18 protein-coding genes are annotated in these 17,908 nt (G+C 66.5%); 6 read left to right on the top strand and 12 right to left on the bottom strand.

Annotation, left to right across the window (positions count from 1 at the left end):
- Window positions 1-34: 34 nt before the first annotated feature.
- The 7 genes from HUK68_RS20525 to imuA all read right to left on the bottom strand — a co-directional run bounded on the left by HUK68_RS20525 (window position 35) and on the right by imuA (window position 8,128).
- A complete protein-coding gene (locus HUK68_RS20525) occupies window positions 35-1,351 on the bottom strand; it encodes a HipA domain-containing protein (RefSeq protein WP_175506108.1) in 1,317 nt (438 codons plus the stop codon).
- The gene (locus HUK68_RS20520; protein ID WP_175506107.1) at window positions 1,348-1,644 is read right to left on the bottom strand and encodes a helix-turn-helix transcriptional regulator; all 297 of its coding nucleotides are present in this window, start codon (window positions 1,642-1,644) and stop codon (window positions 1,348-1,350) included. Before HUK68_RS20520 ends, HUK68_RS20525 begins: the two co-directional genes overlap by 4 nt.
- Window positions 1,645-1,806: 162 nt before the next feature.
- Complete coding sequence (locus HUK68_RS20515; protein WP_175506435.1) at window positions 1,807-2,265, bottom strand: NUDIX hydrolase; 459 nt, start codon at window positions 2,263-2,265, stop codon at window positions 1,807-1,809.
- 95 nt (window positions 2,266-2,360) lie between these two features.
- On the bottom strand, window positions 2,361-2,948 hold the full coding sequence (locus HUK68_RS20510) for an alpha-ketoglutarate-dependent dioxygenase AlkB (protein WP_175506106.1): 588 nt from the start codon (window positions 2,946-2,948) through the stop codon (window positions 2,361-2,363).
- Window positions 2,949-2,958: 10 nt separating this feature from the next.
- A complete protein-coding gene (locus HUK68_RS20505) occupies window positions 2,959-6,072 on the bottom strand; it encodes an error-prone DNA polymerase (RefSeq protein ID WP_175506105.1) in 3,114 nt (1,037 codons plus the stop codon).
- Between the two features lie 9 nt (window positions 6,073-6,081).
- Window positions 6,082-7,386: a Y-family DNA polymerase gene (locus tag HUK68_RS20500; RefSeq protein ID WP_244146415.1), complete on the bottom strand. Its 1,305-nt coding sequence runs from the start codon at window positions 7,384-7,386 to the stop codon at window positions 6,082-6,084.
- Window positions 7,331-8,128, bottom strand: a complete 798-nt coding sequence (gene imuA, locus HUK68_RS20495) for a translesion DNA synthesis-associated protein ImuA (protein ID WP_175506104.1) — start codon at window positions 8,126-8,128, stop codon at window positions 7,331-7,333. Before imuA ends, HUK68_RS20500 begins: the two co-directional genes overlap by 56 nt.
- A 236-nt stretch (window positions 8,129-8,364) precedes the next feature.
- Between imuA and HUK68_RS20490 the strand changes: the two genes are divergently transcribed.
- Both HUK68_RS20490 and HUK68_RS20485 read left to right on the top strand, forming a co-directional pair.
- Window positions 8,365-8,889 (top strand): phospholipase D family nuclease, encoded by a 525-nt coding sequence (locus HUK68_RS20490; RefSeq protein ID WP_175506103.1) that lies wholly within the window; start codon window positions 8,365-8,367, stop codon window positions 8,887-8,889.
- Window positions 8,890-8,978: 89 nt separating this feature from the next.
- Window positions 8,979-9,317: a hypothetical protein gene (locus HUK68_RS20485; RefSeq protein ID WP_175506102.1), complete on the top strand. Its 339-nt coding sequence runs from the start codon at window positions 8,979-8,981 to the stop codon at window positions 9,315-9,317.
- A 3-nt stretch (window positions 9,318-9,320) separates the two neighbouring features.
- Here the strand turns inward: HUK68_RS20485 and HUK68_RS20480 are convergent, their stop codons facing one another.
- Window positions 9,321-10,220, bottom strand: coding sequence for a LysR family transcriptional regulator (locus tag HUK68_RS20480; RefSeq protein ID WP_175506101.1), 900 nt, complete (start codon window positions 10,218-10,220; stop codon window positions 9,321-9,323).
- 102 nt (window positions 10,221-10,322) lie between these two features.
- Between HUK68_RS20480 and HUK68_RS20475 the strand changes: the two genes are divergently transcribed.
- Entirely contained in the window at window positions 10,323-11,411 is a 1,089-nt protein-coding gene (locus HUK68_RS20475; RefSeq protein ID WP_175506100.1) for an alpha/beta hydrolase, read from the top strand.
- Between the two features lie 8 nt (window positions 11,412-11,419).
- Complete coding sequence (locus HUK68_RS20470; RefSeq protein ID WP_175506099.1) at window positions 11,420-12,643, top strand: MFS transporter; 1,224 nt, start codon at window positions 11,420-11,422, stop codon at window positions 12,641-12,643.
- Here HUK68_RS20470 and HUK68_RS20465 read toward each other — a convergent pair.
- Entirely contained in the window at window positions 12,621-12,914 is a 294-nt protein-coding gene (locus tag HUK68_RS20465) for a hypothetical protein (protein ID WP_175506098.1), read from the bottom strand. The genes HUK68_RS20470 and HUK68_RS20465 overlap by 23 nt on opposite strands.
- Before the next feature lie 89 nt (window positions 12,915-13,003).
- The gene (locus HUK68_RS20460) at window positions 13,004-13,465 is read right to left on the bottom strand and encodes an Rrf2 family transcriptional regulator (protein ID WP_175506097.1); all 462 of its coding nucleotides are present in this window, start codon (window positions 13,463-13,465) and stop codon (window positions 13,004-13,006) included.
- Between the two features lie 99 nt (window positions 13,466-13,564).
- On the opposite strand from HUK68_RS20460, the gene HUK68_RS20455 reads away from it, so the two are divergent.
- Window positions 13,565-14,455, top strand: a complete 891-nt coding sequence (locus tag HUK68_RS20455; protein WP_175506096.1) for an NAD(P)/FAD-dependent oxidoreductase — start codon at window positions 13,565-13,567, stop codon at window positions 14,453-14,455.
- Between the two features lie 54 nt (window positions 14,456-14,509).
- Window positions 14,510-15,082, top strand: a complete 573-nt coding sequence (locus tag HUK68_RS20450; protein WP_175506095.1) for a DNA-3-methyladenine glycosylase — start codon at window positions 14,510-14,512, stop codon at window positions 15,080-15,082.
- Between the two features lie 12 nt (window positions 15,083-15,094).
- On the opposite strand, the gene HUK68_RS20445 is transcribed toward HUK68_RS20450, so the two are convergent.
- Together HUK68_RS20445 and HUK68_RS20440 are read right to left on the bottom strand one after the other, a co-directional pair.
- Window positions 15,095-16,600: a CoA-acylating methylmalonate-semialdehyde dehydrogenase gene (locus tag HUK68_RS20445; RefSeq protein WP_175506094.1), complete on the bottom strand. Its 1,506-nt coding sequence runs from the start codon at window positions 16,598-16,600 to the stop codon at window positions 15,095-15,097.
- Between the two features lie 35 nt (window positions 16,601-16,635).
- Window positions 16,636-17,850, bottom strand: a complete 1,215-nt coding sequence (locus HUK68_RS20440) for an ABC transporter substrate-binding protein (protein WP_175506093.1) — start codon at window positions 17,848-17,850, stop codon at window positions 16,636-16,638.
- Window positions 17,851-17,908 lie beyond the last annotated feature (58 nt).

Below are 17,908 nucleotides of genomic sequence, written 5' to 3'. Positions count from 1 at the left end.
CACGGGCTGGCATTCACGAAAGCAACTGAGTCAATCAGTTCATCAATTGCTGAACCGTCTGAGCAAGCACGTTATGCCGGATGGCGCGCAGCAATCGGGATTCGCCGGCCCAGGCGCGTTTTGCGGTATCTGGGTCCGCTATCAGAACTCCCAGGTTCTTGCGTCCCTCGAGCTGTTCGATCAGTTCATCAGCGGCAGGAACCATGCTCTTCAGGAGTTTGGCCATCTGGCGCTTGGCAATGGGGGCCGGCACGCCAATTGCCTGGGCTGCCTGCAGCATTGCGTCGCTGTTGACTTCATTGAAGTGATGCACCCCGCAGATGCTCATTGCCAACTGGGTGCGTGGCCAAATGGGAGTCTCGTTGAATGCCTGGGTCTCGTAGACAGCAGTGCAAAGCAGGTCATAGGCAGGGGCAATACGCACACCGTCATGGTCCACTTGGAAGGACAGGTTCTTCAGGTGATTGTCTCCATTGCCGATCAGGAAGTTGAAGACCAGCCAGTCGAACAGGCGAATACGGTCAGCGGCTTTCTGCTTGCTCAACTCGATGGCCTGCGCCAGCGTATCGACCGTGGCCTGATCGTATTTGAACGCCCTGGACTTGTTGAGCAGTTGGCAGGCATCAATGATGTGCAGGCGCTGGGTTGGGGCCTGTCCGTGCGTCACGCGGTCAAAGCGGTCCACTACATAGACAGGACTGGGAACGTATAGCAGGTGAACATTCGGCACCTCAAGCCCCACACGCTTTGCGAGAGACATGCAGAAGAACTCATTGATCACCGAGTGGGGGTAGTGCGGCGATGGGCTTTCGGGCTTCAGGATGTGGGTCGAAGCTGTGCCTGACAGGGGCTCATACAGTTTCCCTTCGCTATATCCGACCACCATCTTGTGCTGCGCACCGGCCAATGACATCCGTTTGGGCGCCGACTGGTTGAGCGTGGCTCTCGGCAAGTTCACGATCCGGTCATTGAGCTTGTGGAGGGGGAGCTCCAGCCAGCCTTGTTCCGATGCGGCGTCGCTGGCGCTCAGCACCAGCGAGCCCGCGGACTCGGCGCCGTAGTAGCTGAGCAGACCAAAAGCATCGGCCTCGGCAATGTTCGCTTCCTTGGCCAGAACGCTTCGCAGCTGTTCCTCGGGCAACAGGTTGTCGAAGTACCATTGCACCGGACGGGTGTCGGAGCCATCCACAAATTCTTCTGTACGCAACTCGAATGCCGGCGCCAAGGCAAAGCGCTTTTCATGGCTCAGCCATTGAGGCGCATACTGAAACCGCCAGATATCGTTCTGCGACGCCAAAGTGCCTACCTGTTGGTGGTTGATCCAGATCTTCAGTTCACGCCGTACAGTCATTGAGCCACCTTGCTTGACCGTGGCTTCACCGGTTTGATGCCCTTGGCAAACTGCTCCTCGACGCTGCTTTTTGCGCTGTCCGCATACTCCGCGACGAGCTGGATGCCGGCCTCTTCAAGCAGCTTGAGCACCTTGCCCAGATGCACGGATTCCTTGCCACGCTCGACCTCGCTGGCAAACACTGGTCCTACACCGGAAATGGCAGCGAGATCATCCTGGCGCAACGCCTGGCTCTTGCGCACGCCGCGCAGCACCAGGCCGAGGTCGGCAACGGTTTTGATGGGTTTCTTCATGAAAATCTATTTGATTGAATAGATTTTTGATCAAAATTGAAATGCAGGCAAGTTTTCTATGCGAGCGCATGGATTTCGTCCGGCTTTGCACGAAACTGCAGAAAATCTATGCATTTGTATAGATTAAAAATCCTGGATAGTGATGGCTGAGGTGGTTTTCTGCTACTTCACTGTGTCCGCTAGCAGTTGCTTCAATCCATTGGGGAAAAGCGCAGGACCTTGCAGTAGATCGAGCTCCGACAAGTCAAACCACCGCGCCGTACACGGCACCCCGCTGTCTTCAAGGAATTCAATAAGGTCCTGCCCCGCAAAGGCCCCGCTGCTGAACCGCACCTCGCCAATGAACAGCACCTCATGGCCCAGGGCGCCATGGTGGGTGTAGATGTTCTCCATCACATGGGGCGGACCCAGCACTTCAATCTCCACACCCAGCTCTTCCTTGAACTCGCGCTGCAAGGCCGCTTGCCAGGGTTCACCAAACTCGACGCCGCCGCCCAGCGGGCGCACGCCTTTGAGTTGGCCGTGGTCGTCATAGACTTCTGCCGCGAGCAGCTTGCCGTCGCGCCAGTGCAGGCCGATGGCTTTGACTTTGACGTGCTGCGGGGGTCTCCAGGGGGTCATGGCAAGGCTTTCGTATTCGTGTTTTTGGGCTGCGCATTCTCGTGCATAAAGGCTTCGGTGCCTCTGGCCTGTGAAAGTGAGCTCCATGGCGGGCGCTATCCGCCGACACGCCCATCCCGGAAAGTCACCGACCACCGCAAGCCCGGCGTCTCCTCCACGCAATGCTGCCACCCCCAGCGTGCCTCGCCCTGCATCACATAGATGGAGCGCGGCTGTACCGCAAGCTCCACCACCTGCCGCAGCAACCCGGGCTCGTAGGGATAAGGCCGAAACCGCAGCGTGGCCTCGCTGCCCAGTGAAATGCCGATGATCCGCTCGAAATTCGGCACATCGCGGTGCCAGCCCAGGGGCGTGCCGGGCGCGTATTCGGCGACCAGGGCATGCACCAGCGAATCGGCCGGCACCCTTTGCCAGGCAGCGACACGATCACGCAGTGGCAAGAGCCGCTCGTCAAGCGCACGCGCGGGCAGCAGCTGGTTGGTGTCGAAGTCATAAGACCCGCCAAAACTCGCCACGCGCCGGCGCGCGAGGTATTGCTTGTATTTGGCGGCATGCAGGGGCAGGCTGCGAATGATGGCGATCAGCTCCTGCTCTTCAGTCTGGCTCAGGAATTCGGGCTGGTAGACCAGGCCGGGAATCGAGGCGCGGACTTCTTCGTCGCCAAACAGGCTCGATTGGTTCATGGGCGCGGTCCTATTTGAAATTGCGGCTTTCGGTGCGCAGGCGGCCCAGCAGGTGGGACAGGTCGGCGAAGCGCTTGGCGATCAGGTTGCAGACCAGGCCTTCGCGTTGCCAGCGGCCTTCGACGGCCAGCAGGCGTGCGCCCAGCAGCAGCTCGCGCTGGGTTTCGCGGATGTCCTTCCAGACGATGAGCTGGGTGACGCCATGCTCGTCTTCGAGCGTGATGAACAGCGTGCCCTTGGCCGTGGGCGGCTGCTGGCGCAGGGTGACGATGCCCGCGGTGCGGACCACGCGGCCGTCGGGGATACGGCGCAGTTGCTGCGAGGTCTTGAGCTTGTAGCGGTCGAGCCTCGGGCGCAGCAGTTGCATCGGGTGGGAGCGCAGCGTGAGGCCGGTGGCGGCGTAGTCCCAGAGCACTTCCTCGCCTTCGGGGGCCTCGGGCAGGTCGAGTGGGGCTTCGTCGATCTGCGCTGGCTTGAGCAGTTGCGGCGCGGCATGCAGCGCGGCGGCGTCCCAGACCTGCTGGCGGCGGTGGCCGGAGAGCGTGGCGAGGGCGCCGGCGGCGGCCAGGGCCTTCATTTCGGGTTGGTCGAGGCCGCAGCGCAGCGCGAGTTCCTGGGCGCTGTCGAACGGGGCCTTGTGGCGTTCCTGTTCGATGGCCCGGGCGCTGCTGCTGCGCAGGCTGGCCACCATGCGCAGGCCCAGGCGCACGGCGGGCTGGTGGTCGATGTCTTCGAGCGTGCAGTCGGCGTCGCTGTGCATCACGTCGATGGGGCGCACCGGCACGCCATGGCGGCGCGCGTCCTGAGTCAGCTGGCTCGCGGAATAAAAGCCCATGGGCTGGCTGTTGAGCAGCGCGGCCAGGAAGGCCGCGGGTTCGTGGCGCTTGATCCAGCTCGAGGCGTAGACCAGCAGCGCGAAGCTCGCCGCATGGCTTTCGGGGAAGCCGTATTCCGAGAAGCCCTTGATCTGCTCGAAGATCTGCTCGGCAAAGCTTTGTTCGTAACCGCGCTCCCGCATGCCGCCGACCAGCTTGTCATGGTATTTCTCCAGCCCGCCCTTGCGCTTCCAGGCGGCCATGGCGCGGCGCAGGCCGTCGGCCTCGCCGGGCGTGAAGCCCGCGGCGATCATCGCGATCTGCATCACCTGCTCCTGGAACACCGGCACGCCCAGCGTGCGGCCCAGCGCGTCCTTCAGGTCATCGTTGGGATAGGTCACGGGCTCCAGGCCCTGGCGCCGGCGCAGATAGGGGTGGACCATGCCGCCCTGGATCGGGCCGGGCCGCACGATGGCGACCTCGACCACCAGGTCGTAGAACTTTTCCGGGCGCAGGCGCGGCAGCATGCTCATCTGCGCGCGGCTTTCGATCTGGAACACGCCAATGGTGTCGGCGCGGCTGATCATCGCGTAGGTTTCAGGGTCCTCGGCGGGGATGTCCTGCAGGCTGAAGTCAAAGCCGCGGCGCCGGCTGATGAAGTCCAATGCGCGGCGGATGGCCGAGAGCATGCCTAAAGCCAGCACATCGACTTTCAGCAGGCCGGCGGCGTCGAGGTCGTCCTTGTCCCATTCAATGACGGTGCGCTCGGCCATCGAGGCGTTCTCCACGGGCACCATGCGGCACAGCAGGCCGCGGGTCAGCACGAAACCGCCGGTGTGCTGCGACAGGTGGCGCGGGAAGCCGATCAGCTGCTCGGTCAGCCGGATCAGCTGCTGCACGGCCAGCGTGCCGGTGGCGATGCCCAGCTCCTCGAAACGCTCGAGCCGGATGCTGTTGCCGTCGAACCACTGCTGGCCCTTGGCAATGGCATCGAGCGTGTCCAGATCGAAGCCCAGCGCCTTGCCGACGTCGCGGATCGCCGAGCGCGGGCGGTAGCTGGTCACGGCCGCGGCCAGCGCGGCGCGGTCGCGGCCGTATTTGCCGTAGAGGTACTGGATGACCTCCTCGCGGCGCTGGTGCTCGAAGTCGATGTCGATGTCGGGCGGCTCGTTGCGCTCCTTGGAGATGAAGCGCTCGAACAGCACCGACATGCGCGCCGGGTCGACCTCGGTCACGCCCAGGCAGTAACAGACCACCGAGTTGGCGGCCGAGCCGCGGCCCTGGCACAGGATATTGCGCGAGCGCGCGAACAGCACGATGTCGTAGACGGTCAGGAAGTAGGGCTCGTACTTGAGCTCGCAGATCAGCTCCAGTTCGTGTTCGATCTTTTCCTGCACCTTCTCGGGAATGCCGCGCGGCCAGCGCCGGCCCGCGCCTTCGTAGGTCGCCTGGCGCAGGTAGCTCGCGGCGCTGTGGCCCGCGGGCACGACCTCGTCGGGGTACTGGTAGCGCAGCTCGTCGAGGCTGAAGCTGCAGCGCGCCGCGACCTGCAGCGTCTGCGCCAGCAGCTCGGGCGGAAAGGTCTGCGCCAGCCGCAGCCGGCTGCGCAGGTGGCGCTCGGCGCTGCGCAGCAGCGCATAGCCGCACTCGGTCAGCGGCTTGCCGATGCGCGTGGCGGTGAGCACGTCCTGCAGCGGCTTGCGCGAGCGCACATGCATGTGCACATCGCCCACGGCCACCAGCGGCAGCGCCGTGAGCGCCGAGAGTTCGCGCATGCGGTGCAGCCAGAGCTCATCGTCGAGCCGGCGCACCAGGTCCACGCCGATCCAGCAGCGGCCCGTGAACTGGTTCAGCGTCCAGCGGCCCATGGCCTCGAGCTGGACATCGGTCGCCTGGCGCTCGGGGCACAGCAGCACCACGCAGTCTTGCAGCTCCTTGCCGCGGATCTGGCCCAGGTTCAGCGCGTACGTGCCTTTTTCCGAGGCGCGGCGCAGCTTGGTGATGAACTGGCACAGGTTGCCATAGCCGTTGAGGTTGCGCGCCAGCACCACCAGCGTGAACGGCGCTTCGCGCTCATGGCGCGGCGCGATGCAGAACTGCGCGCCGACCAGCAGCGTGATGCCGGCCTGCTTGGCCGCGACATGCGCGCGCACGATGCCGGCCAGCGAGCATTCGTCGGTGAGCGCAATCGCGCGGTAGCCCAGCGCCTTGGCGCGCGTGACCAGCTCATCGGGCTGGCTCGCGCCGCGCAGGAAGGTGAAGTTGGAGATGCAGCGCAGCTCGGCGTATTCGGGCAGGACCAGGTCCATGGCGCGCTTTCAAGCGTAATGACCGTGCAGGAACCACGCGGTCTCGTCGCCCGCGAGCCGCGCCTGGAAGACCCACAACAGCCCCGCATGCTCGCTGCGCGCGAGCCAGTAGTCGCGCTGCACATTGCGCGTGACTTCACGGCCATCTTGCTCGCCGCGGTGCCACCAGCCGCCTTCGACGCGGTCGGGGCCCAGCAGCAGTTGCAGCTTGCCCTGGTAGATCGGGCGGTGGTCGCGCTCGATCAGGCGCAGCGGTTCGTCCAGCACCCAGGTCGGCAGCGGCAGCCCATGCTGCGGCGGCGGCCTGGCGCCGCGGCGCGGCTCGGCGGCCGTCCACTGCTGCATCCATTCGAGGCGGTGGTCGGCGGTGAGCTGCGGCCGGCGGATGCAGTCCTCGCCCAGCCGCGCCTGGATGCGCTCGAGCGCGAGCCGCGTCGACGCGCCCTGGTGCGCGGCATCGGGAATCAGCGACCGGTTCTGCTGCGCGATCGGCTCGACGGCGCTGGCCAGCAGCTCCAGCTCGCCCGCGGGCGCAAGCAGCTCAAGCTGGTCCAGATGCTCGCCCAGCAGGCGCGAGAAATGCTCGGCGTTCTGCGTCGGCTCGGCGGTGCGTATGGTCAGCTCGCCGCCCGTGCCCGCGGCGCGCGAGCGCATGGAATCGTGGCACCAGCGCAGCGTGAAGGCCGTGGCGCCGAGCTGGCGCGCGGCCAGCCAGCCCGACATCAGCAGCAGCAGGCGGCGCGCGCCGAACAGCAGTTCGGGCGCATTCTCGACGCGCGCCATCAGCTCCAGCCGCGCCTGAAAAGTTTCGGGCAGGCGGATCCAGTCATAGGTTTCGGGGCGCAGGCCATAGGCCTGGTCCAGCGCCGTGAGCAGCGCGGCATCGAAGCGCCGCGCCATGCCGCCGCGCGGCAGCGCGCGCACCTGGCCCAGCGTGCGGCAGCCGACGCGCGCCAGCGTCGCCTGGTGGCGCGCGACGGCGCTCAGGTGTTCGAGCGGCAGGCCGTCGAGCATCTGCTGCAGCGGGCCGGCAAAGCCGTTCTCGACGCGCTGGCGCGCCAGCGCCAGCGCCGCCAGGCCGGTGGGCGCCCAGGCCACGAGCGCGCCGAGTTCGCGTGCGCCCGCGCCGACCCGTGCCTGCAGCTGCTCGGCGCCGCCAAACAGGCGCAGGCTGGCTTCGACTTCCAGCAGCACCGCTTCTTCGACCGCGGCCACGCGCGGCGTGAACTGCAGTGCCCAGAGCGCGAGCGCGGGCGGCTCAATGGGTGATGCGCTGTCGGGGCAGGGCAGGGGTAGCAGGGCGGCCCAATGCATGGAACACCTCCTGTGGCTGCACCCCGAATGCCGGCAACGCGTGCAGCCGCGGGGGAATGATGGAATGCAGGTTGCCAGGCATGGCGTCGAGCTGCAGCACGGCGTCGATGCTGGCGCCGCGGCGCTTGCGGATGCGCACCTCGAGGCCCCAGCTTTCGCCCAGGCCCACCGACAGCCGCAGCGGCGCGGGCGAGGCATCGCGCAGGGCCGACTCGGGGCGAAACAGGAACACCGGCGCATCGCAATGCAGCGCCTGCACCTGCAGCCGCCGCAACTGCTCGGGCCGCGCCTGCGGCAGCCAGGCCAGCACCGCGCCCGAAGCTTCGGACTTGATCAATTGCTCGGTGGCCCAGAGGCTGTCGGCCGGACCCTGTGCATCTATCCAGGTGAGCTGTTCCGGCGCCACGCCCAGCTGCGCCAGGCCCATCGCATGCGGGGCCTTGGGCGGCGCCACCAGGTAGATGCGGCTGTGGCGGTCGGCCAGCAGCGCCGGCAGCGCGGGCGCGAGCAGCCGCCATTCGCACAGCGCGGCCTGCGCCAGCAGCACTTCGCTCAGGCCCTGCGTGGGCCAGCCGCCTCCGGGCAGCGCCGCGTCCAGCGCCGCGAAACCCGTGGACAACGCGCGCCCGGCCGGCCCGCCGACCTCCGTGCCGCGCCAGACGGCCTGCGCCACATGCGCAGGCAACTGCCAGCGGTCAAAGCCGCTGGAGGAGGGGGGCAGGGTGTGGGCAGTAGCGTTCATGGTCGGATACTGTATTTAACCACAGTATATCGACCAGTTTCGGGTTTGTATCCAGTGCTGCGCTGGATGGGGCAAGCCGGGCAGCGCCGGAAAACGCTTTTTGCGCGCGGCTAAAGTGGAAAAAATCCCGTGAAAACAGCGCAAAGTATTTTTTCCTGGCAAAAGTAATGAAAATTCCGCCCAAAAACCGAAAAGTGGAATTTTTCAAACGCCAGAATCAGCAGCAGAGGACCGATATGACATTCCCCCGCATCACCGCCGCGCTGCTGCTGGCCCTGGCCAGCCTCAGCCATGCCGAGCCGCGCGTCCAAGTCGGCTTCTCTCCCGAGGGCTCGGCGCGCGCGCTGGTGCTCGAGACCATTGGCAGCGCGCGCCACAGCATCCAGATGCTGGCTTACGCGTTCCAGGCGCCGGACATCATGCAGGCGCTGGTCGCGGCGAAGCAGCGCGGTGTCGAGGTGCGTGTCGTGGTCGACAAGCAGCGCAATCTGGGCCGGGCCAGCCGCCAGGCCATGGACTTTGTGGTGCGCCAGGGCGTGGAACTGCGCATCAACGCGCATTTCCATATCCACCACGACAAGGCCATGATCGTCGACGGCAATGCGGTCCAGACCGGCTCGTTCAACTACGCCGCCTCGGCCGAGACGCTGAACTCGGAGAACGTGGTGGTCATGCACGACATGCCCGCGGTCACGGCGCAATATGCGGCGCACTGGCAGTCGCGCTGGGAGTTGGGGCAGCCCTATGGCGCAGCGCCTTGAGCCTGGCGGCAGCTTCGCCGCCACTGCATCAGGACAATGACGGATTCCGCTTCAATGAAAACCCCCACATGGTCTCGAGCTTCAGCGAAATGATTACAGCCCTCAAGTCCTGGGCCCATGCGCTCACTCCCGCAGGGAGTGCGCCATTCGATGCGGTGGCATGGTTCTCCCTGGCCTGCTACCTGGCCTTTGCCGTGATTGCCCTGCACTACGCGCTCAAGCCCTGGGCGGAAAAAGCGCTGTTTGCCAGCATGGCGGCCGCGACCGCGGCCTCGCTGTGGCTGCACCTGTCCCTTCTTCACTCGCCGGCCTACGTGGGGGAAGGCGCGCTCTGGCGCTTTGTCTCGCTGTCCCGGTATCTTCCCTGGGCCGTCATCGGCTTGGCCTGTGTGTATTGGCTCTACCGGATTTGCACGCGGCGGCGATGACGGCTATTGCTCCCCGCGGTACCTGACCGCCTCGACAAACGCCTGGAAGGCCGGCGAGGCCTGGCGCCGGTTGGGGTAGTAGAGGTGGTAGCCCTGGAAGCGCGGGCTCCACTCCTGCAGCACGCATTGCAGCCGGCCGGCGGCGATATGCGGCGCCGCGAGCTGCTCGGGCACATAGCCCACGCCCAGGCCGTCGAGCGCGGCGTTGAGCACATGCATGATGCTGTTGAAGACCAGCGGGCCTTCGCCCTTGACGGTAAAGGCCTGGCCCGCGTTTTCAAATTCCCAGGCATAGATCGCGCCCGAAGGGCGGTGGCGGATATTGATGCAGCGGTGCTGGGTCAGGCCATGCGGGGTCTGCGGCGGCGCGTGGCGCGCGAAGTAGCCGGGCGAGGCGACCACGACCAGGCGCCAGTCGGGGCCGATGCGCACCGCGATCATGTCCTTGCTGATGGCCTCGCCCAGGCGGATGCCGGCGTCGAAGCGCTCCTCGACCACATTGGTGAAGCCGTAGTCGACATACAGCTCCAGCCGGATATCGGGATAGTCCTCGAGGAATTGCGCCAGTAGCGGCCGCAGGCACAGCTCGATCTGGTCGTCGGTGCAGGTGATGCGCAGGCTGCCGCTGGGCTTGTCGCGCAGCGCCCCCAGCGCCTCGACTTCGGCGGCAATCTGCTCGAACAAGGGCGCGATGGCCTGCATCAGCCGTTCGCCGGCCGCGGTGGGCGCGACATTGCGCGTGGTGCGCGCCAGCAGGCGCAGGCCCAGGCGCTCCTCGAGCGCGCGCAGCGTATGGCTCAGCGCCGAGGGCGTGACGCCCAGCCGTGCCGCGGCCTTGGTGAAGCTCTGCTTGCGCGCGACGGCCAGGAAGGCCTGGAGGTCATTGACTTTGGGGGTGGCCATTGCTGAGATTTTCTCACAGGCGCATCAAGATTGCGGTGGCTAATCAAATCCGCATGGCTCCTGCACCATCGGGCTTTCCGATTTTCCCCACGGGGCACACGCATGACTTTTCCCGCCAACACCAGCGCCGCGCCTACGCGCCGCGATTTCGTCAAGACCGCCGGCCTGGGCCTCGCGGCGCTGGGCGCACTGCGCCAGACCATGGCCGCCGATGCGCCGCAATCCATTCCCGAAGGCGCGGACAACTTCTACCGCAGCCGCCGTGTGACGGTACAGAAAGTGCGCTTCCCGAGCCAGTACCAGCTGCAGATCGCGGGCAATCTGGTGCTGCCCAAAAACCTGGCCCGGGACCGCCGCGCGCCAGCGATCATCGTCGGCCATCCGATGGGCGCGACCAAGGAGCAAAGCGCCATGCTCTATGCCCAAAAGCTCGCCGAACAGGGCTTCGTGACGCTGGCCATCGACCTGCCCTACTGGGGCGAAAGCGAAGGCCTGCCACGCAGCCTGGTGGCGCCCGACACCTATGCCGATGCCTTCAGCGCCGCCGCCGACTACCTGGCCGCGCAGGATTTCATCGCGCCCGAGCGCATTGGCGTGCTGGGCATCTGCGGCAGCGGCGGCTTTGCCATCAGCGCGGCGAAGCTCGATCCGCGCCTCAAGGCAATAGCCACTGTGAGCATGTACGACATGGGCGCGGTCACGCGCAATGGCCTGAACCGGGCGCAGACACCGGCCCAGCGCCAGGCGCTGCTGGCCAAGGCGCAGCAGCAGCGCGCGCAGGAACTTGCCAGCGGCACGCCGCAGTGGCTGGACTACCTGCCGCTGCAACTGCCGCCCGATGCCGATGCGGTGACGCGCGAGTTCCACGACTTTTACCGCACGCCGCGCGGCATGCACCTGCCGGCGGGCGTGCCGCTGGAGCGCACGCAAAACCGCCGCTTGTCGAGCGAAGTGCGCTTCATGAACTTCTATCCGTTCAACGACATCGAGAGCATCGCGCCGCGGCCGCTGCTGTTCATCAGCGGCGACCAGGCGCATTCGCGCGAATTCAGCGAGGACGCCTACCGGCGCGCCGCTGGCCCCAAGGAACTGCTGTGGGTGCCGGGCGCCGGCCATGTCGATCTCTATGACCGCGTGACGCTGATTCCCTGGGACCGGCTGGCGGCGTTCTTCACGCAGCACCTGGCGTAAGGGGTTCCATGTCGACAATGGTTTCCTTGAATCCTGCAGGCCAGGGGTCTGCCGACACGGCCGAACCGCGCGCGCACTGGAGCGGCGTGCTGGCTATGACGCTGTGCGTCTTCGTGCTGATTGCCTCCGAGTTCATGCCCGTGAGCCTGCTCACGCCCATGGCCGCCGCGCTGCGCGTGAGCGAGGGCTGGGTTGGCTATGGCATTGCGATCTCGGGTGCTTTTGCGGTGCTGACCAGCCTGGGCATTGCGCGGCTGGCGGGTGCCATGGACCGCAAGACCTTGCTGCTGCTGCTGACTGGACTGATGGGCGTGTCCGGGCTGATCGTGGCGCTGGCGCCCAACTACGGCGTCTACATGCTGGGCCGCGCGCTGATTGGCGTGGTCATCGGCGGGTTCTGGTCGATGTCGGTGGCGGTGGCCATGCGGCTGGTGCCCGCCGCGCGCGTGCCCCGGGCGCTGGCGATCTTCAATGGCGGCAATGCGCTGGCCACGGTGGTGGCGGCGCCACTGGGCAGCTATCTGGGCGGCATCCTGGGCTGGCGCGGCGCGTTTGTGTGCCTATTGCCGATTGCGCTGCTGGCGCTGGCTTGGCAATGGATCAGCCTGCCGTCGATGCCCGCCACTGCGCGGGCTGCGGCCGGCGGCTCGGTTCTCGCGCTGCTCAAGCGGCCCGTGGTGGCCTGGGGCATGGCTGCGGCCGGCGCCTTCTTCATGGGCCAGTTCGCACTGTTCACCTATGTGCGGCCGTTCCTGGAGACGGTCACGCGCGTCGATGTCGGCACGCTGTCTCTGGTGCTGCTGGCGATTGGCGTGGCCGGGTTTGTCGGCACGGCGCTGATCGGCCGCGTGCTGGCGCATGGGCTGTACCGCACGCTGGTGCTGCTCCCGCTGGGCATGGCGGCGATTGCGCTGGCGCTCAACGCCTGGGGCGGCGCGCTGGCCCTGGCCTTTGCACTGCTGGGCCTGTGGGGCTTGATGGCCACGGCCGCGCCCGTGGGCTGGTGGTCCTGGCTGGCCCAGGTACTGCCGCAGGAAGCCGAGGCCGGCGGCGGGCTGATGGTCGCGGTGGTCCAGCTGAGCATTGCGCTGGGCTCGACGCTGGGCGGATGGCTGCTTGACGCCAGCGGCTATGGCGCGACGTTTGGCAGCAGTGCGGCGCTGCTGGTGCTGGCCGGCCTGCTGGCCTGGGCCACGGCGCGCAGCAGCGTCAGCGGCGCTCGAGCCGGTTGACGTTGCCGCGCGCGTCCGTGGTGCACAGCCATTGCGCCTGGTTCAGGCTCAGGAAGACTTCCTGGCCTTGGCCATAGGGGGCGTGCGAGAGGGGCAGCACATACACGGCATTGGTGCCGGTGCGCAAGGCCAGCGCGCTCTTGCAGGCTTCGGTGGCCGCGGCGCCGGCTTCGGTGGGGGCGGCTGCGGGCCGCTGGGATTGCAGCTGCATGCCGGGGCTGGCGCAGCCCGCAAGCAGGGCCAAGGACATGGGCCACGCAAACTTTTTCATGCAGATCTCCTGGTTGGCAAGCACCCCATGCTCAGGCATTGAAGAGCGGCCGTCAACGCACGATGGGGCTCCAAGGCCCCGAGGCCCGGCTAATGCGCGTGCTGCCGGCGCTGCGCGTGCGCTGGCCGGGCTTGGCACAGTGCATCGAATTCCTGCGCCAGATCGCTGAGCTTCACCGCGGCCAGGCGCTGCACCAGCAGGGCCTGGGCCTGGGCCAGCGCGCCGTCGAGCGCCGCGTTGACCACCTGCTCGACGCCGCACTCGGGATTCTCGGTGGCGCTGCCGATCGCAAAGATGCGCGGCCCGCCCACGGCTTGATGGATGTCGAGCAGCGACACTGCGGCGAGGTCGCACGACAGCGTCCAGCCGCCGCCATGGCCTTTTTCCGATTGCACGTAGCCGGCTTTTTTCAGACCGGCCATGGTGCGGCGCACGACCACGGGATTGGTGGCCAGCATCTGCGCCAGCTGCTCGGAAGTGAAGGGCGCGTCCTGGCGCGCCATGTGCAGCAGCACATGCAGCATGCGCGACAGGCGGCTATCGCTTCTCATGGTTCGGGCTCCTGGCGAAATTCATGAATCATTATAAATTGCATGAAATTCGCAATCTACCTATCATGGAACTTCAAAAGTTTCTTGAAAGGTGTTCCCATGCTTTACGACGTCATCATCATCGGCGGCAGCTACGCCGGCCTGGCTGCGGCATTGCCGCTGGCGCGCGCGCGCCGCCAGCTGCTGGTCATCGACGCGGGCCAGCGCCGCAACCGCTTTGCCGAGCATTCGCATGGCTTTCTGACCCAGGACGGCAGCCGGGCCGCCGACATCGCGGCCGTGGCGCGCGCACAGATCCTGGCTTACGACACGGTGCAATGGCTGGACGCCCGTGCCACGGGCGCGCGGCCCACAGAAGAAGGATTTGCCATCGACATCGAAGGCGGCGCGACGCGCAGGGCAAAGCGGCTGATCCTGGCATCGGGCGTGGTCGATACGCTGCCCGACGTGCCGGGCCTGCCGCAGCGCTGGGGCCGGCAGGTGTTCCATTGCCCGTATTGCCATGGCTATGAATTGCAGCAAGGCCGCATTGGCGTGCTGGCGACGTCGGAGCTGGCCATGCACCAGGCGCTGCTGCTGCCCGACTGGGGCCCGACCACGCTGCTGCTCAACGGCTGTTTCACGCCCGACGCGCAGCAGCTGGCGCAATTGCAGGCGCGCGGCGTGCAGATCGAGGCCGGCGCGGTGCGTGAAATCGCCGGTCATGCCGATGCGGTGTTGGCAGACGGCCGGGTGCTGGCATTCGACGGCCTGTTCACCGCGCCGCGCTCGAGCGTTGAAAGTCCGGTCGCGCGGGCGCTGGGCTGCGAGATGGCCGAAGGCCCGATGGGCGTCGTGCTCCAGACCGACGCGCTCAAGGCCACCTCGGTGGCCCACGTATTTGCCTGCGGCGATGCCGCGCGTTTTGGCGGCTCGGTGCCGCTGGCCGTGGGCGACGGCACGATGGCCGGGCTGGCCGCGCACCGCTCGCTGGTATTTGCCGCGCATTGACCGCCGCCGCCTGGTCGAAGAAGATGGCCGGCCCGACCACTCCTGCCGCCTTGCATGCTTGCCTCGATTGACTTTTCCGCCCCCGCCCATGAAGTCGCGCGCCAGTTGATCGGCGTCACCTTGCTAATCGATGGCGTGGGCGGGACCATCGTCGAGACCGAGGCCTATGACCAGACCGATCCAGCCTCGCATACCTATACCGGGCAGACCGCGCGCAATGGCGCGATGTTCGGGCCGCCGGGCCACGCCTATGTCTACCGCTCCTACGGGCTGCACTGGTGCTTCAACACCGTGTGCCGCGAGGCCGGCCATGGCGCGGGGGTGCTGCTGCGCGCCATCGAGCCCACGCAAGGCATCGAGACCATGCGTGAACGCCGGGGCCTGCACGAGCTGCGCCTGCTGTGCGCCGGGCCGGGGCGGCTGGCGCAGGCGCTGGGCATCGATGCGCGGCTCAATGCGCAGCCGCTGGCGCTGCCGCCATTCGAGCTGCTGGCGCGCGACGCGGCGGCGCCGGTCGAAGTGGTGACCGGGCCGCGCATCGGCATCTCCAAGGCGGTGGATGTGCCCTGGCGCTTCGGGCTCAAGGGCTCGCGCTTTCTGAGCCGCGGGTTCGTGGCGGCGCCCTAGCGCGCCCGATGTTCAGCCCTTGGGATTGAACGCCAGCGACACCGGCGCCGCCTGCTGGTCGGGCTCGGGCCAGCGCTGCGACACGGTCTTGATCTTGGTATAGAAGCGCGCCGCGTCGGGGCCGTAGAGGTGGCCTTCGCCGAACTTCGAGCGGCGCAGGCCGCCGAAGTTGAAGAAGCCTGCGGGCAACGGCACCGGCACGTTCACGCCAATCATGCCGGACTCGATTTCATGCATGAAGCGGTGCGCGGACTTGCCGTCGCGCGTGAAGATGACCGCGCCATTGCCGTATTCATGCGCGTTGGTGATGGCCAGCGCTTCGTCGAAGCTGGCCGGGCGCATGATGCCGCGCACCGGGCCGAAGATCTCCTGCTGGTACAGCTCCATACCGGTCGTCACGCGGTCGAACAGCGTCGGTCCGATGTAGTAGCCATTCTCATGGCCGGGCACGCGCAGACCGCGCCCGTCGAGCAGCAGTTCGCCGCCTTGCTCGATGCAGGTGCCGATGGCGCGCTCCACGGCCTGCTTCGATTGCAGCGAAACCACGGCACCGAAGTCGGCGCGCGGATCGTTGTAGGCGCCGATGTGCAGCGCCCGGGTCTTTTGCAGCACCAGTTCGCGCAGGCGGTCGGCGGTTTCCTCGCCCACCGGCAGCAGCAGCGAGACCGCCATGCAGCGCTGGCTGGCCGAGCCGAAGCCGGCCGACACAAAGGCGCTGGCGGCGCTTTCCAGGTCGGCATCGGGCATCACGAGCATATGGTTCTTGCCGCCGGTGAAGGCCGCCACGCGCTTGTTGTGCGAAGTGCCCTTCTGGTACACATATTCGCCTACGGCGGTGGAGCCGACAAAGCTCACGCCGGCAATGCCCGGATGCTCGAGCATCGCATCGACCATGTCCTTGTCGCCCTGCACCACATTGAACACGCCATCGGGCAGGCCGGCCTGCTGCCACAGGCGCGCGAAGATCAGCGCCGTGCTCGGCACCTTCTCCGAAGGCTTCCAGACAATGGCATTGCCCACCGATACGGCCATGGTCATCATTACCGCCGGCACCATGATGGGAAAGTTGAACGGGGTGATGGCGCCCACCACGCCAATCGGCACGCGCAGCGAGAACACATCGATGTCGCCGCCCACGTTGGCGGCGAATTCGCCCTTGGTGACCTGCGGGGCGTTGACGGCGAATTCGATGCCTTCCACCGCCCGGCCGATCTCGCCCTTGGCATCGGCCAGGGTCTTGCCGTGTTCGCGGCCTATGGTTTCGGCCAGCAGGTCGGTGTTGGCAATGACCAGTTCGCGCAGCTTGAAAATCACGGCCTGGCGCGTGGCATGCGAGGCGCGGCCCCATTGCCGGGCGGCTTCGCCGGCCGCCGCCACGGCGCGGTCCAGCGTTGCGCGGCTGGCATAGGGGCAGCGCGCGATCTCCTCGCCGGTGGAAGGATTGAAGACCGGGCCGCTGCGCTCGCCCGTTCCGGGCTCGGCCTGGCCGGCAATGAAATGTCCGATGCTGAGGGTCATGGTAGGCCTTGGAAACAATGGGAACGGAAAGCCGGTCACTTCTTGACCAGCGGGCACTGGGATTGCGCCAGCGGCATGAAGGCCTGCTGGGCAGGGATGGTGCCGATGACGTTGTAGTAGTCCCAGGCGCCCTTGGACTGGGCGGGGGTCTTGACCTCGACCAGCAACATGTCGTGGATCACGCGACCGTCGGGGCGGATGCTGGCGTTGCGCATCACGGCGTCCTTGATCGGCAGCTCGCGCATCTTGGCGGCCACCACGTCGGCGTTGTCGCTCTTCGCGGCGGCCACCGACTTCAGGTAGTGCAGCACGCTGGAGTACACGCCGGCATGCACCTGGTTGGGCTTGACCTTGTGCTCCTTCTCGAAGCGCGCGGCGAAGCCGCGGGTCTGGTCGTCGAGGTTCCAGTAAAAGCCTTCGGACGCCACCAGGCCCTGCGCCACGCGCAACCCCATGGCATGCACGTCGGTCACCTGCAGCATCAGGGCCGCCAGCTTCTGTCCCTTTTCGCCGACGCCGAACTCGCGCGCGGCCTTGATGGTGTTGATCGCGTCCTGCGTGGCGTTGGCCATGCCGATGATCTGCGCCTTGGAGTTCTGCGCCTGCATCACGAACGAGGAGAAATCGCTGGCGTTGAGCGGGTGGCGCACGGCGCCGAGCACCGTGCCGCCGTTGGCCTTGACCATCTCCGAGGCGTCTTTCTCCAGCGAATGGCCGAAGGCGTAGTCCACCGTGAGGAAGTACCAGGTCTTGCCGCCGGCGCGGGTCAGCGCCGCCGCGGCGCCGGCCGAGGCCGAGTAGGTGTCGAACATCCAGTGGAAGCTGTTGGGCGCGCAGTCCTCGTTGGTCAGCCGGGTGGTGGCCGCACCGGTGAACAGGCCCACCGCGCCTTTTTCCTTGAGCAGCTTCTGCACCGACAGCGCCGCGGCGGAGTTGGTCAGATCGGCAATGGCGTCGACCTGCTCACGGTCGAGCCACTCACGTGCCTTGGACGAGGCGATGTCCGCCTTGTTCTGGTGGTCCGCCGACAGCAATTCGATCTTCATGCCCTGGCATTCGGCCTTGAGGCAATCCTCGATGGCGAGCTTGGTGGCCACCACCGAGCCCTTGCCGCCAAAGCCGGAGTAGGGGCCCGACATGTCGGTGAGGACGCCGATCTTCACCACGTTGTCGGAGATGCCGGTCTGCGCCTGCAGCGTGCCTGCCAGGCACAGGGAAAGCGCCGCCAAGGGAAAAAGCTTGTATGCCATGTCATGTCTCCTGATTATTAGAAATCGGTTTTCCAGACACCGAAGGCCTATCCTAAGC

The organism is Comamonas antarctica, assembly GCF_013363755.1.
Lineage (GTDB): Bacteria > Pseudomonadota > Gammaproteobacteria > Burkholderiales > Burkholderiaceae_C > Comamonas > Comamonas antarctica.
The sequence above is the reverse complement of the archived record's forward strand: the minus strand, read 5'-3'. Positions and strand labels throughout refer to the sequence as shown.

Coding starts and splice junctions, on each gene's coding strand:
- HUK68_RS20480 (WP_175506101.1), bottom strand. CDS start 10,220: ATGGCCACCCCCAAAGTCAATGACCTCCAGGCCTTCCTGGCCGTCGCG.
- HUK68_RS20525 (WP_175506108.1), bottom strand. CDS start 1,351: ATGACTGTACGGCGTGAACTGAAGATCTGGATCAACCACCAACAGGTA.
- HUK68_RS20500 (WP_244146415.1), bottom strand. CDS start 7,386: ATGCATTGGGCCGCCCTGCTACCCCTGCCCTGCCCCGACAGCGCATCA.
- HUK68_RS20490 (WP_175506103.1), top strand. CDS start 8,365: ATGACATTCCCCCGCATCACCGCCGCGCTGCTGCTGGCCCTGGCCAGC.
- HUK68_RS20510 (WP_175506106.1), bottom strand. CDS start 2,948: ATGAACCAATCGAGCCTGTTTGGCGACGAAGAAGTCCGCGCCTCGATT.
- HUK68_RS20455 (WP_175506096.1), top strand. CDS start 13,565: ATGCTTTACGACGTCATCATCATCGGCGGCAGCTACGCCGGCCTGGCT.
- HUK68_RS20470 (WP_175506099.1), top strand. CDS start 11,420: ATGTCGACAATGGTTTCCTTGAATCCTGCAGGCCAGGGGTCTGCCGAC.
- HUK68_RS20515 (WP_175506435.1), bottom strand. CDS start 2,265: ATGACCCCCTGGAGACCCCCGCAGCACGTCAAAGTCAAAGCCATCGGC.
- HUK68_RS20475 (WP_175506100.1), top strand. CDS start 10,323: ATGACTTTTCCCGCCAACACCAGCGCCGCGCCTACGCGCCGCGATTTC.
- HUK68_RS20520 (WP_175506107.1), bottom strand. CDS start 1,644: ATGAAGAAACCCATCAAAACCGTTGCCGACCTCGGCCTGGTGCTGCGC.
- HUK68_RS20465 (WP_175506098.1), bottom strand. CDS start 12,914: ATGAAAAAGTTTGCGTGGCCCATGTCCTTGGCCCTGCTTGCGGGCTGC.
- HUK68_RS20505 (WP_175506105.1), bottom strand. CDS start 6,072: ATGGACCTGGTCCTGCCCGAATACGCCGAGCTGCGCTGCATCTCCAAC.
- HUK68_RS20460 (WP_175506097.1), bottom strand. CDS start 13,465: ATGAGAAGCGATAGCCGCCTGTCGCGCATGCTGCATGTGCTGCTGCAC.
- HUK68_RS20485 (WP_175506102.1), top strand. CDS start 8,979: ATGATTACAGCCCTCAAGTCCTGGGCCCATGCGCTCACTCCCGCAGGG.
- HUK68_RS20450 (WP_175506095.1), top strand. CDS start 14,510: ATGCTTGCCTCGATTGACTTTTCCGCCCCCGCCCATGAAGTCGCGCGC.
- HUK68_RS20440 (WP_175506093.1), bottom strand. CDS start 17,850: ATGGCATACAAGCTTTTTCCCTTGGCGGCGCTTTCCCTGTGCCTGGCA.
- HUK68_RS20445 (WP_175506094.1), bottom strand. CDS start 16,600: ATGACCCTCAGCATCGGACATTTCATTGCCGGCCAGGCCGAGCCCGGA.
- imuA (WP_175506104.1), bottom strand. CDS start 8,128: ATGAACGCTACTGCCCACACCCTGCCCCCCTCCTCCAGCGGCTTTGAC.